The organism is Polaromonas sp. P1_G4 (genome assembly GCF_056405475.1).
This window is the reverse complement of record NZ_JBFUCA010000003.1, coordinates 20,282-33,477: the sequence shown is the minus strand read 5'-3', so window position 1 is coordinate 33,477 and position 13,196 is coordinate 20,282. Positions and strand designations below refer to the sequence as shown.

Below are 13,196 nucleotides of genomic sequence, written 5' to 3'. Positions count from 1 at the left end.
ATCCTGGGCACATCACCACAGGGCCGCCAGCAAATCGACACGCTGGTGGCGCTGGCGCGTTTTCCAGGTGGTACGGCCGCCGGCCAGCGCAGCTTGCTGATGGCATTGGCTCAGGATTTGAAGCTGGATAGTGTGGGCGGCTTCAGCGTGTTGAGCCCCGAATGGGCCGCACCTTGGGGCGGCCCATTCCCTCCGGTGTTGCAAGACATGAGTACCGAAGCCTGGCGTCACGCCGGCCATACACGCGAGCGGCTGGAGCTGCTGGCCCGCCAGCTTGTCGCTGACTACGTGGTGGCCCATGCACCCTGGGATGCCACTGCCTGGCCGCACACCGCCCCGGTGCTGCAACGGATGCGCCAGGTGCTGCGTCCGCGGCTGGACGCCTGCGGCCCGCAAGAGATTGCTCAATGCCTGCGCGGCCTGTCAGGCAAGTTTGTGTCCGCCGGCCCCAGCGGTGCACCCTCGCGTGGCCGGCCTGACGTGCTGCCCACCGGCCGCAACTTCTATTCGGTGGACACGCGCGCCGTGCCCACACAGACCGCCTACGCCATGGGCGCCGCGGCGGCTGAGCGCGTGATTGAGCGCCACCTGCAAGACCATGGCGAGATGCTGCGCTGCCTGGGCCTGTCGGTGTGGGGCACCAGCACCATGCGCACGGGCGGCGAAGATATTGCACAAGCCTTTGCGTTGTTGGGTGTACGGCCCAAGTGGGCCGACGGCAGCAGCCGGGTGGTGGACATTGAAGTGCTGCCCATGGCTATCAGGAACCGTCCGCGCGTGGATGTGACTTTGCGCGTGTCGGGTTTCTTTCGCGATGCCTTTCCCAATGTGATTGACTTGTTCGACACTGCGGTGCGTGCCGTGGCCGCGATCAGCGAAGAGGACGAGCCCGACGACGTGAACCCCATCCGCGCCCGTGTGCAGCGCGAAGCCGCTGAGGCAGAAGCCAAGGGATTGAGTGCGGAAGACGCCCAGCGCGAAGCCACCTGGCGCGTATTTGGCCCGCGCCCCGGCGGTTATGGCGCTGGTCTGCAGGAGGTCATGGCCAGCGGCCGCTGGAACGACGGCGCCGACCTGGCACAGGCCTATCTGCGCGCTGGCGCCTTTGCCTACGGGCAGGGCGAGCACGGCGTGGCCGCACGCGGCAGCTTTGAGCAGCGCCTTACCGGTCTGGACGCAGTACTTCACAACCAGGATAACCGCGAGCACGACGTGCTCGATTCGGACGACTACTACCAGTTCCAGGGCGGCATGGCGGTGGCAGTCGAACACCTGGCGGGCGCACCGGCCACGCTGTACCACGGCGACTTCAGTGTGCCCGGTGCGCCGCGCATCCGCACGCTGGGTGAAGAAGTGGCGCGCGTGGTGCGTTCGCGCGCCGTCAACCCCAAGTGGCTGGAAGGCGTGCGCCGCCATGGCTACAAGGGGGCTTTTGAGATGGCCGCCACGGTGGACTACCTGTTTGCATTTGACGCCACCACGGGCGTGGTGGGCGACCATCAATATGCGCTGGTGGCCGATGCTTATTTGCACGACGACATCAACCGCGCGTTTTTGCAGCAGCACAACCCCGGCGCGCTGCGCAGCATTGGCGAGCGCCTGTTGGAGGCCATGCAGCGCGGCCTGTGGGAGGCGCCGGGCGACCAGCGCGATCGCATCGAAGACCATTTGCTGGCGCTGGAGCGCCGGCTTGAAGAACACGGAGAAGGACCTTTGACATGAGCACGACCATGAACATTCCTGAACTGAACATTCCTGTTGAGCCCGCCACCCGCGCGGCCTTTCCATTCACCGCGCTGGTCGGCCAGCCGCAGTTGCAGCTGGCTTTGCAACTGGCAGCCATAGACCCCGGCATTGGCGGTGTGTTGATCAGCGGCCCGCGTGGCACGGCCAAGTCCACCGCGGCGCGTGCGCTGGCCGCGCTGCTGCCCGGTGCGCCCTTTGTCACCTTGCCGCTGGCCGCCAGCCTGGAGCAACTGGTGGGCGCGCTGAATGTGGAAGACGTGCTGCGCGACGGCCAGGTGCGCCTGGCGCCCGGGCTGTTGGCGCGCGCCCACAACGGCGTGCTCTATGTAGACGAAGTCAACCTGCTGCCCGACGCGCTGGTGGATGCGCTGCTGGACGTGGCCGCAAGCGGTGTCAACACGGTAGAGCGCGACGGCATTTCACAGCAGCATGCCGCACGTTTTGTGCTGGTGGGCACCATGAACCCGGAGGAGGGCGAGCTGCGCCCGCAACTGCTGGACCGCTTTGGTCTGTCGGTGGCGCTGGCCAATCCGGTGGATGCTGCAGAGCGCACCGCCATCCTGCGCGCCCGACTGGGCTTTGATGAAGATCCTGCGTCCTTGCGCGAGCAGCATGCGGAAGAACAACGCGCGCTCAGTGCCGCACTGGTGACGGCCCGTGCTGCGTTGCCAAGCTTGGCCTGGTCGGACGCGGTGCTGCACCATGCGGCGGCCTGCGCCATGGCGGCAGGCGTGGACGGCATGCGTGCCGACCTGGTGATGCTGCGCGCCGCGCGTGCGCTGGCGGCACTGCAAGGGCGCAACGAAGTAACTGTGGACGATGTGGACGCGGTGGCCGAGCTGGCGCTGGCACATCGCCGGCCCGAGGGCAGTGCGGGGCAGGCACCGCGAAATAGCAACGGATCATCCCAACCAACAAACAATCCAGAGCGCTTGCAAGACCAGCCGTCTGCGCCATCTTTACCGCCTGCGCCCCAAGGCGACTGGGGCGCGTTGCCTGCCCAGCCCGAAGGCACCACCAAGGTCCACGCGATAGCCGGGTGGCCGCCAAAAAAAGCCTAGGCCACCCCAGCGGCCGCCCGCGTAACGGGCCTGGCAGCTGGCGGTGGCCTCCGCCCCAACGCATTCCTTCATCAGGCGCCATGGCACGTGCCCACAGCGCGCCGCAGCGCAGCACGGCCATTGCCTGGCTGCCTACGGTGGTGGCCAAGGGGCCTGCGCCACTTCAACGCGAACACCTGCGCTACCAGCCCGTGGCGCTGCGCAGCAGTCGCCTGCATTGCATCGTGCTCGACACCTCGGGTTCCATGCGCCAGCGCGGCCGCTTGGCGCTGGCCAAGGGCCATGCGGCCTTCATGATTGAGCAGGCCGCGCGGCAGGGCGACGATGTGGCGCTGTTGCGCTTTGGCGGGCAGGGTGTGGAACTGCTGCTGCCCCCCGGCCGCGCTCGCGCCTCCGGCAGCCAGCGCCTGCGCCCCGTGGGCGGTGGCGGTGGCACACCGCTGGCCGAAGCCTTGGCCCAGGCCGACCGCCTGCTGCAACGCACGCTGCGCAAGAGCGGCCCCACGGAGTGCTGGCTGTGGCTGCTGACCGATGGCCGCACGCTGGAGCAACCGCAGGCGCCGTTGACCCCGCAGCATCTGGTGATTGTCGATTTTGACGATCCGAAAAAGAACCTGGGCCGCTGTGCCGCCTGGGCCATGCGCTGGGGCGCGGAGCACCGCCTGGCCATGGCTCCGGATTACCAACCGTAAAAGATCGTCATGTCCGACACCGAAATCATTGTCTGCACCACCTGCCGCCCGCCGGGCGCATCGCGTGAGCTGCCCGCCCATGGCCTGGCCTTGTTCGAAGCGGTTCAGGAAGCGCTGCTGGTGTGTGAGCTGGACACCGGGCTGCACAAGGGTCTTCAGTTGCGCGGCCAGGCGTGCATGAGCGGCTGCACCCGCGCCTGCACCGTGACCTTGCAAGCCCGGGGCAAATTCAGCTACTACTTTGGCGACCTGGCCCCCGATGCCGAGACCGCAGCCCAGGTGATTGCCTGCGCGCAACTGCACGTGCAGAGTGCCGACGGCAACCTGGCCCGCAACGCACGGCCCGATCGCCTGCGCAGCGGTATCCTTGCCCGATTGCCCCCTGTTGGTTTGAACGGCCTGGGCTCGACATGAGCGGCCAAATGCACTAAGTTTGTTTTTTTCACCACCCACCTTCCCACTTACCCCAAGGAGAACGCCATGACTGAACCAACGACGCTGACCCACAACCCTTCTCACACCCTGAATCCCGGCCTGGCCGTGCTGCGCCCGCTGCTGGGCGCCGCCGCGCTGGGCCTGGTGGTGCTGTACGGCGTGGCTTTTGCCGAGAGCCCGCTGGCCCACAACGCCGCGCACGATGTGCGCCACATCACCGTTAAACCCTGCCACTGAGCAGCACTTTCACCGGGAGACAGCTATGGTTTTTCAACGATTGATCTGGGCGGCGCTGGCCACTGCCGTGGTGGTGGGTAGCGTGCAAACCGGCGTGCAGCGCTGGCAAGCCGCCCCGCTGATTCTGGCTGCCGAGGTGTACGAGGAGCAAAAGGCAGAGGCTCCGGCGCCCGCCGCCGCTCCCGCTGCCCACGTGCATGCCGAAGGTACGGCGCCGYATGCGCATGAGCACGGCGTTGCCAAGGAATGGGAACCCGCGAACGGCGCCGAGCGCATTGGCTGGACCTGGGTGGCCAACATGCTGCACGCCTTCAGCATGGCGCTGCTGGTGTTTGCGGTGATGGGCGTGTGGCTTTACAAACGTGACGCACAACGCGGTGGCGTGGTGGCTTCACTGCGCCTGGCCGGCGTGGTGGCTGCAGCTGGCTGGTTGAGCTTTCACCTCTGGCCTTCGCTGGGTTTGCATGCGGAAGTACCCGGCATGGAAGCCGCGCCGCTGCAGGCCCGCCAGGTCTGGTGGGTGCTGGCAGTGAGCAGTGCGGCGGGTGCCTGCGCCATAGCCGGTTTTGTGCGCGCATCCTGGCGCTGGCTGGTGTCCGCAGCCTTGCTGGCGTTGCCATTTGTGGTGGGTGCGCCCAAGCTTCAAGGTGATGCCCTGGCCGGTTTTGGCCCCGAAGCCCATGCCGCTCTGGAACAACTCGGCACGCAGTTCATCTGGGCCACAACCTGGGTGTCTTTGTCGTTCTGGGTGAGCCTGGGTCTGGTCAGTGGTTTGGCCTTCCAGCGCTGGGTGCGTCCGGCTTTGCTGGTGGTACTGCAGCGTGCAGACGTACCCGTAGCGGGTGCGGTGCAAGCTCCTCAGTGAATGGTGTGACGGGCTTTGTCTCCGCCGTCGGGGCGGGCCCGGCCGATGCGGCCCGACCCGGCCACGCCTTCAGCGACACCGAGCAACAKGCGGTCTACCGTGCCATCTTCGAGCGGCGCGACATGCGCCACTTCAGCGGCGGCACGGTGGCTGACGATGTGATGCAGCGCCTGCTCTCGGCCGCGCACCACGCGCCTAGTGTGGGCTTCATGCAGCCCTGGCGCTTTATTCGCGTGCGCAATCGGCCCTTGCGCGAAGGTATTCATGGGCTGATTGAGCAGGAACGTGTGCTCACGGCCCAGGCCCTGGGCGAGCGCGAAGACGAGTTCATGAAGCTCAAGGTGCAGGGCGTGCTCGATGCTGCCGAGGTGTTGGTCGTGGCCTTGCCGCCAGGGCGCGAGCAGCATGTGTTTGGCCGCCGTACCCTGCCCGAAATGGATCTGGCCTCGGCAGCCTGCGCCATCCAGAACCTCTGGCTGGCCGCCCGTGCCGAGGGCCTTGGCATGGGCTGGGTCTCGATCTTTGACCCGCAGCAGCTGGGCGGGCTGTTGCAGATGCCTGAAGGCAGCAAGCCGATTGCGGTGTTGTGTCTGGGCCCGGTCCAGGCCTTTTATGACCAGCCCATGCTGCAGGCTGAAAAGTGGGCGCGCCGTGCCCCGCTGGTCGACATGGTGTTTGAAGACTGCTGGGGCCAGACCACCCCGCGTGAGCCGGAAGCCGGCTGAGATGTTTATGCAGTGGGCCAGTTTTCATGCCTTTGCCGTTCCTGCTTCCATGGCAGGGTACACGGCGTGCGTGCTCGGTGTGGTGCTGTTGCTGGCTTTGTGGGTAGACAAATCTTTCGGTGAGCCACCTACAGGTGTGCATCCGGTGGTCTGGATGGGAAACTACCTTCGGGCCTGCGGAAGCATTACCGTGCGCTGCCCGCCCGGGCCGGCTTTTTTCCTCGGCACACTGGCCTGGTGGGTGGGTGTGGCATTGGTGGGCGCAGCAGCCTGGGGGGTGCAGGCACTGGTGTTCTGGCAGCTGGCGGGCTACGTCGAGGCGCCTACCTGGGGCGCCGCCATCGACACTGCTCTGCTGGCCGTGCCGATGGCCTGGTTGCTCAAATGCATGCTGTCATGGCGCATGCTGCGCGAAGAAGTCGGCGCGGTCGAACTGGCGTTGGGCCAGTCGCTGGAAGCAGGGCGGGAGCGCCTCTCCTGGCTGGTAAGCCGCGACACCGCCCAGCTCACTGAAAGCCAGGTGCGGGAAAGCGCGATCGAGTCGCTGGCTGAAAACCTCAATGACTCTGTGGTGGCCCCGGTTTTCTGGTTTGCGTTGCTGGGTTTGCCGGGAGCGGCCATGTACCGCTTTGCCAATACGGCAGACGCCATGTGGGGTTACCGCGGCACCTACCGTGGCAAAAATTGGGAATGGGCCGGCAAGTGGGCGGCACGCGCGGACGACGTTCTCTCCTGGCTGCCGGCGCGCCTGACGGCACTGTTGCTGGCGTTGGCGGCAAGAGGGCTGAAGCTCAAGGCATTGCGCGAAGAAGCCTGCAAGACCCCGTCGCCCAACAGCGGCTGGCCCATGGCAGCCATGGCGTTGGCGCTGGGTATCTCGCTCGGCAAGCCGGGCGTATATACCTTGAACCCCCAAGGGCGGCCACCTGAAGCATCGGACACGGCCCTGGCCCAAACCCTGGCCTCGAAGGCGGTGTTCTCCCAGACCTTGGTTGCCGCCCTGGCGATGCTGTTGATGGCGCTGGTGGCATCGGCATGAACACCAGCTTGGTCACCACGCGCATTCACGGTGGGTCTGACGCACTGGGCGTGCCGCTATACGACTTTTCCACCAACAGCAATGCCTGCGGGCCTTGTCCTGCAGCGCTGGCTGCCGTCCGCCAGGCTGACGCCACCCGTTACCCCGACGCCGGCTACACGCAGTTGCGCAGGCAACTGGCGGCCTTTCACCGTGTCGATGAGGCGCGTGTATTGCTGGCGGCCAGCGCCAGCGAATTCATCTTTCGCATGACCACCCTGGCCGCGCAGCAGGGCGCACGCGCGGTGTGGCTGCCGCCGCACAGTTATGGCGACTATGCGCAGGCGGCTGTTGCGCATGGCCTGGTGGTGGCAAGCCAGCAGCACGATGCGCAGTTGCTCTGGGCCTGCGAGCCTTCCAGCCCGTTGGGTGCTGCACATCGCGGCCTGGGTGAGCTGGTTGAAGGTCAGGAAGTGTCGGCCCTCGTCGTGCTGGACCGCGCTTACGAGCCCCTGCGGCTCAGCGCTGCGCCTACGCTCACGCCGCAGCAACTGCAAACCATCTGGCAGCTGTGGACGCCCAACAAGGCGCTGGGACTGACCGGCGTGCGCGCGGCCTATGTCATCGCGCCTGGGGAACAAGAAGACAGCGTAGCCGCGCTGGAGCAGCTTTGCCCCTCGTGGCCGGTGGGCGCGCATGGCGAGGCCATGCTGCAAGCCTGGGTGAGCAAAGAGGCGCAGGACTGGCTCGCCGGCAGCCTCAATACTTTGCGCGAATGGAAAGCCCGGCAGATCAGTTTGTGCGAATCATTGAGCTGGCACTGCCTGCCCAGCGACGCTAATTTCTTCTGCGCCCAACCGGCCTTGCCCGAAGGCCTGAGCTTGCAGCAGGCGCTGTCAGCACTGCGCGCCCAAAGCATCAAGCTGCGCGACACGACATCATTCGGTTTGCCCGGCCATATGCGCCTGGGCGTGCAGCCGCCAGCCGCGCAGGATGCCCTGCACAACGCGTGGCAACAACTCTCCAGGACAAATTCATGAGTGCAAAAAGTGTCATGGTGCTGGGCACTACCAGCGGCGCCGGTAAAAGCTGGCTGACGACAGCGCTGTGCCGTTACTACGCGCGCCAGGGTTTGAAAGTAGCGCCCTTCAAGGCGCAGAACATGAGCAACAACGCAAGGGTCGTAGCGCAGGGTGAGATCGGCTCCGCTCAATACTTCCAGTCACTCGCCGCCAACGCGGTGCCTGACGTGCGCATGAATCCCTTGCTGCTCAAGCCCGAAAAAGACACACAAAGCCAGGTCGTGTTGATGGGCCAGGTCAACCCCGAACTCTCCCGCATGGAATGGCGCGGCCGCAGTGCCTCGGTCTGGCCGGTGGTGTCGCAGGCGCTCGATGAGTTGATCGCCGAAAACGACGTGGTGGTGATGGAGGGTGCGGGCTCGCCGGCCGAGATCAACCTCAAGTCCAGCGACATCGTCAACATGCGCGCTGCGCAGCATGYCAATGCGGCCTGCCTGCTGGTAACCGACATTGACCGCGGCGGCGCCTTTGCCCACCTGTATGGCACCTGGGCCATGCTGGACGAAGCCGAACGCAAACTCATCAAGGGCTTTGTGCTCAACAAATTTCGCGGCGACGCCAAACTGCTGGCGCCCGGCCCACAAATGCTGCAGGACATGACCGGCATCCCCACGGTGGCCACGTTGCCGATGTGGTGGCAACACGGCTTGCCCGAAGAAGACGGTGTATTTGACGACCGCAGTACCGCGGCAGGGGAAGTCTCCACCACGGTTGCCGTGATCGCCTATCCGCGCATCAGCAACCTCGATGAATTCCAGCCTCTCAAAAACGTGCCGGGCGTACGCTTGAAATGGGTGCGCAGCCCGGTCGACCTGGCCGGCGCCGACTGGATTGTCCTGCCTGGCTCCAAGCACACCAGCGGCGACCTGGCCTGGCTGCGCGCGCAGGGGCTGGACCTGGCCATTGCCGCCCACGCAGGGCAGGGCGGTGCGGTGCTGGGCATTTGCGGTGGGCTGCAGATGCTGGGGGAGGCGCTGATTGACCCGCATGGCATAGACGGCAACGCGCCGGGGCTGGGCCTGCTGCCGGTGGTCACCGTGTTTGAAGAAGATAAAACGGTGCGGCAGCGGCAAGCCCGCTTCGGTGAGGTAGATGGCGCCTGGGCAGCCTTGTCAGGCGTGGCCCTGCAGGGCTATGAAATCCACCACGGCCAGACCGCGCAGCACCCGGCGCTGGCCGCTGCGGGCGATACGGCCAGCGCGGTAATGGCCGACGGCCTGGCCTGGCAGAACATTCGCGGCAATGTGCTGGGCCTGTACCTGCACGGCATGTTTGAAGACCCGGCGGTGCTGCAGGCGCTGTTTGGCGCCACGGTGCCCACGCTGGACTCGGTGTTCGACGGCCTGGCCGATTACATCGGCGAGCATTTCACCCCCGGTGTTTTGCAGTCGCTGATCAGCGGCCGCTGAGCGCTCGCAAGGGCGCTAGCCCGGCATCCGCTTCAAGGGCCCGAAGCAGGCCTGCAGCGACTCTTCCTTGCACACTATGAGCTGATCCTGTTTGGGGCTGAACTGGATGAACCGCACGACCGGCGGGTCCGACGCTTCATGCAGGTCGCCTGAGCAGTCCCGCTTGCCATTGCTGTCGGTCACGGTGTCGGTGAGCCGGTAAAACCCCTGCGCACTCGGCGCTGCGGATATTTCGTAGTCGCCTCGCGTGACTTCTTCGCCGCTGGTGTTAAGCCGGGTGCCCTTGGCGCTGTATTGCCAGGTTTCGGTGCAGGCTTTTCCTGCCAGCGTCCAGCTCCAGGTGCCAACGAGGGGTTGGGGCGAGGGTACTGACGCAGGGGCGGGCGGTGTGGGCTTGGCCGTCTGCGCAGCGGCGAGGCCGCAGAACAAGGTGGCAAGGGCCAAACCGGTGAATTTGCGCAAGGGGTGGCTCCTGGCCATGGAATGGGGATAGCTGTGTGAAAACTTCATGGGGTGATTATGAAGAGGCCACAACGTGACTTCCCCTGCGCCGAGCCATCCCTTTGTCGCCAGGTGTTATTTCTTAAGAAAAAAAGCCCTGAGCCCAATGGGGATGGGCGCAAGCAGCTATAAAAATCATAGCGGACAGGGGCTTGGACCCTGGCGGCCCCGCCCCCTGCAGGTAACTCGCGCAGGGCTGTTCGGCCGCAATTCTTGAGTTTTACAGCAAAATCAGGCTGTAGCGCAGCAAGGACGAGCGCGAGCAGCTATCAAAACTGTAGCAAGTAGGGCTCCCAGGGCTGCGCCATGCGCGAAACCCAGGCTATCGCGCCGGTCCGGGGCGTCGTAATATGGCATTTGTCATGCGCGGCGCATGGGCCTGTGGCCCCAGATGGCAGGCCATCGCCGGCAGGAAAAGAGATATCCTGTGGGCATTGCCGCCCGTCCTGTCCCGAAAGGCTACAGATGAAAAGCCATGCCGGCATCAACCGCATTTACCGCTTCGTCTGGAACGCAGTGTCAAGCCTGTGGATAGCGGTTGCCGAAAACGCCAGGGGCCGCAGCAAGAGTGGCGCCCGACGCTGTGCCAGGCCAACGGGCGGCTTCACACTCAACGCCGCCTGCAGCGCTGCATTGCTCCTGCTTGCCGGAGGTGCCCAGCAGGCCCGGGCCGCAGACGCCGCCAGCGCCAGCGTGTCTGCGGGCGCCGCCAGCCTGGCCACGGTGGGCAACACCACCACCATCAACCAGTCCAGCCAGCGCGTGGCGATTGACTGGACCAGCCTGTCTACCCGTGCCAATGAAGCGCTGGTGTTCAACCAGCCCAACGCCCAGGCCATTGCGCTGAACCGCATCACCGGCAGCAGCCCGAGCGAACTGCTTGGCAGCCTCACGGCCAACGGCCAGGTGTTCATCCTCAACCCGAACGGCGTGCTGTTTGGTGCGGGCAGCCAGGTCAACGTGGGCGGACTGGTGGCTTCAACCTTGGGCATGAGCAATGCCGACTTCATGTCCGGCAACCATGTGTTCACAGGCTCGGTCGGCTCGGTTGTCAACCAGGGCACGCTGAACGCGGGGCAGGGTGGCTACCTCGCCTTGCTGGCGCCCGAAGTACGCAATGAAGGCGTGATGACGGCATCGCTGGGCACTGCACTTCTGGCCGCAGGCAACAAGGTCACGCTGAACATTGATAACGGCAGCCTGCTGGGCTACAGCATCGACCAGGGCGCCATTAACGCGCTGGCCGAGAACAAACATTTGATCCAGGCGAACGGCGGGCAAGTACTGCTTTCCGCGAAAGCCATGGACAGCTTGACCACGGCCACGGTGAACAACACCGGAATCATCGAAGCCAAAACCCTGCAGAACAAGGCCGGCCGTATCCTGCTGATGGGCGACATGGACACCGGCACGGTGAACGCAGGCGGCACGCTGGATGCATCGGCCCCCACGGGCGGTGACGGCGGCTTTGTCGAAACGTCCGCGGCACACGTCAAGGTGGCCGACGGCGCTGTCATCACCACGCTGGCCTCTGCAGGCGGTGGCGGCAACCACGGCACATGGCTGATAGACCCGACCGACTTCACCATCGCCGCGGGCAGCGGTGCGCTGACCGGCAGCGGCATAGGCGCGGGCACCCTGGCCGCCAGCCTCAACCTGGGCAATGTGGCGCTGGCGACCAACAATGCAGGCGGCACGGATAACGGCGACATCCACGTCAACGCGGCCTTCACCTGGAACGCGGGCACCACGCTGACCTTGAGCGCCTGGCGCAATATCAACATCAACGCGTCCATCACCTCGCAGCACGCCAACGGGAAGCTGGCACTGGAATACGGGCTGGGCGCCATCAATGCGGGGAACACTGCAACGTACAACGTGCGCGCGCCGGTCAACCTGCGGGCTGGCGACAACTTCAGCACCCGGCTGGGCAGCGACGGCGTCACGGACCCGTACAAAGTCATCACCAGCCTGGGCGTGGCAGGCAGCACCACCGGCACCGACCTGCAGGGCATCAACGGCAATCCCACCGGCAACTACGTGCTGGGCGCCGACATCGACGCGAGCGACACGGTGAACTGGAACGCCGGCGCGGGTTTCGATACCCTGGGTGGCGTTGGCGCACCAGGTATTTTTGAGGGCCGCTTCGACGGCCTCAACCACAAGATACGCAACCTCTTTATCAACCGTCCGGGCGACAACTTCGTGGGCCTGTTCGGCCTTACGCAGAGCACCAGCATCCAGAACCTCGGGCTGGTGGGCGGCAGCATCACCGGCGCCGACTTTGTGGGCGCCATCGCGGGGCAGGGCTGCTGCACCACCTTCAGCAATGTCTACAGCACGGCAACGGTGCAGGGCATTGACGAGGTTGGCGGCCTGGTGGGCGAACTCAGCCAGGGCGGCATCACCGACGCGTACGCCAGCGGCGCCGTGAGTGGCGACGACAAGGTGGGCGGGCTGGTCGGCAGCTCGCTGGACGGCATCATCACGCGCGCCTACAGCACCGGCCGCGTCACTGCTACCGGTATGGCAGGCGGGCTGGTGGCCGAACAGGTCGGAACGGCCGCGACAAACAACAGCTATTGGGACGTCAACACGTCCGGCCAGGGCAGCAGCGCAGGCGGCACCGGCAAGACCACCGCACAGATGATGCAGGCGGCCACCTTCACCGGCTGGGACATCACCACCCAAGGCGGCTCCACGGCCTCGTGGCGCATTTATGAAGGCCAGACCGGCCCGCTGCTGCGCAGCTTTCTGCAGCCGCTCACGCTGCCCGACACCAGCGTGGCCTACAACGGTGCGCAGCAGTCGGGCGCCGGTGCGCCGGGCGTCACGGCCGCCAGCGGCACCAACCCCGGCAGCTACTTCGCCTGGTCGGGCCAGGAAGGCTATGACATCACGGGTGGCACGCTGACGATTTCGGGTGGCAACTTCCTGATCGACGAGGCCTACCGCAGCGCGATGATCTACCTGGCCGGCGTGAACCGCTCCGCGAACCCCCGCATCGGCCCCAGCCCCGATGCGCAGGTCGATGCCCTGAGGGCAGCCGCTGCCGAAGCCGGCAGCACGGGCGAGAACGAGTAACTCTCAAGCGCATGCAGCGGCTTCCTTGGCTTCAGACCAGCAGGGGCCGCAGGCGCAGCGCCCCATTGGGAGGGGCAGCGCATTACACAAAGTGAAAAGCGTGGGGCTTTTCAGGTACAGGCGCTGACTGCCAGGCCGCCGTGCCGTCGAGCGCTGTACGCATAGCTCTGAATGCTATTGTTTTGATAGCTGCTTGCGCCCGTCTGTATTGCCTGAAGTCCTGGTTTCATGCTTAAAAATCGACCAAAAAATGCCTTTTTTGCATCTAACGAACCCAATGGGGCCGGAAAAACGGTGAAAAACTGCTTTTCAGGCAATTTTGGCTATTTTTTTAGCATTAA

General features: G+C 65.3%; 12 protein-coding genes. 11 read left to right on the top strand and 1 reads right to left on the bottom strand.

Translation table 11 applies throughout. From position 1 onward, the window contains the following. From AC1D1X_RS00520 to AC1D1X_RS00475, 10 genes are all read left to right on the top strand, one after another. On the top strand, nt 1–1,722 hold a 1,722-nt coding region (locus AC1D1X_RS00520; RefSeq protein ID WP_477697665.1), incomplete at its 5' end, for a cobaltochelatase subunit CobN. Next, on the top strand, nt 1,719–2,807 hold the full coding sequence (locus AC1D1X_RS00515; RefSeq protein WP_477669210.1) for a magnesium chelatase ATPase subunit I: 1,089 nt from the start codon (nt 1,719–1,721) through the stop codon (nt 2,805–2,807). The genes AC1D1X_RS00520 and AC1D1X_RS00515, both read left to right, overlap by 4 nt. An 80-nt stretch (nt 2,808–2,887) precedes the next feature. Further along, the gene (locus AC1D1X_RS00510) at nt 2,888–3,499 is read left to right on the top strand and encodes a vWA domain-containing protein (protein ID WP_477669211.1); all 612 of its coding nucleotides are present in this window, start codon (nt 2,888–2,890) and stop codon (nt 3,497–3,499) included. A 9-nt stretch (nt 3,500–3,508) separates the two neighbouring features. After that, nucleotides 3,509–3,913: a DUF1636 family protein gene (locus AC1D1X_RS00505; protein ID WP_477669212.1), complete on the top strand. Its 405-nt coding sequence runs from the start codon at nt 3,509–3,511 to the stop codon at nt 3,911–3,913. 66 nt (nt 3,914–3,979) lie between these two features. Further along, on the top strand, nt 3,980–4,171 hold the full coding sequence (locus tag AC1D1X_RS00500) for a CbtB domain-containing protein (protein ID WP_457280507.1): 192 nt from the start codon (nt 3,980–3,982) through the stop codon (nt 4,169–4,171). Between the two features lie 25 nt (nt 4,172–4,196). Then, nucleotides 4,197–5,036, top strand: coding sequence for a CbtA family protein (locus AC1D1X_RS00495; RefSeq protein ID WP_477697664.1), 840 nt, complete (start codon nt 4,197–4,199; stop codon nt 5,034–5,036). 104 nt (nt 5,037–5,140) lie between these two features. Then, a complete protein-coding gene (gene bluB / locus AC1D1X_RS00490; RefSeq protein WP_477669610.1) occupies nt 5,141–5,761 on the top strand; it encodes a 5,6-dimethylbenzimidazole synthase in 621 nt (206 codons plus the stop codon). 7 nt (nt 5,762–5,768) lie between these two features. Continuing rightward, nucleotides 5,769–6,800 carry an adenosylcobinamide-phosphate synthase CbiB gene (gene cbiB / locus AC1D1X_RS00485; RefSeq protein ID WP_477669611.1) on the top strand — a complete coding sequence of 344 codons (1,032 nt, stop codon included), beginning with the start codon at nt 5,769–5,771 and terminating at the stop codon, nt 6,798–6,800. After that, nucleotides 6,797–7,819, top strand: a complete 1,023-nt coding sequence (locus AC1D1X_RS00480; RefSeq protein WP_477669214.1) for an aminotransferase class I/II-fold pyridoxal phosphate-dependent enzyme — start codon at nt 6,797–6,799, stop codon at nt 7,817–7,819. The genes cbiB and AC1D1X_RS00480 overlap by 4 nt, the downstream gene beginning before the upstream one ends. Further along, nucleotides 7,816–9,270 (top strand): cobyric acid synthase, encoded by a 1,455-nt coding sequence (locus tag AC1D1X_RS00475; protein WP_477697663.1) that lies wholly within the window; start codon nt 7,816–7,818, stop codon nt 9,268–9,270. The genes AC1D1X_RS00480 and AC1D1X_RS00475 overlap by 4 nt, the downstream gene beginning before the upstream one ends. A gap of 15 nt (nt 9,271–9,285) precedes the next feature. Here the strand turns inward: AC1D1X_RS00475 and AC1D1X_RS00470 are convergent, their stop codons facing one another. Then, complete coding sequence (locus tag AC1D1X_RS00470; RefSeq protein ID WP_477669216.1) at nt 9,286–9,780, bottom strand: hypothetical protein; 495 nt, start codon at nt 9,778–9,780, stop codon at nt 9,286–9,288. A 456-nt stretch (nt 9,781–10,236) separates the two neighbouring features. Between AC1D1X_RS00470 and AC1D1X_RS00465 the strand changes: the two genes are divergently transcribed. After that, complete coding sequence (locus AC1D1X_RS00465; protein WP_477669217.1) at nt 10,237–12,855, top strand: two-partner secretion domain-containing protein; 2,619 nt, start codon at nt 10,237–10,239, stop codon at nt 12,853–12,855. Nucleotides 12,856–13,196 lie beyond the last annotated feature (341 nt).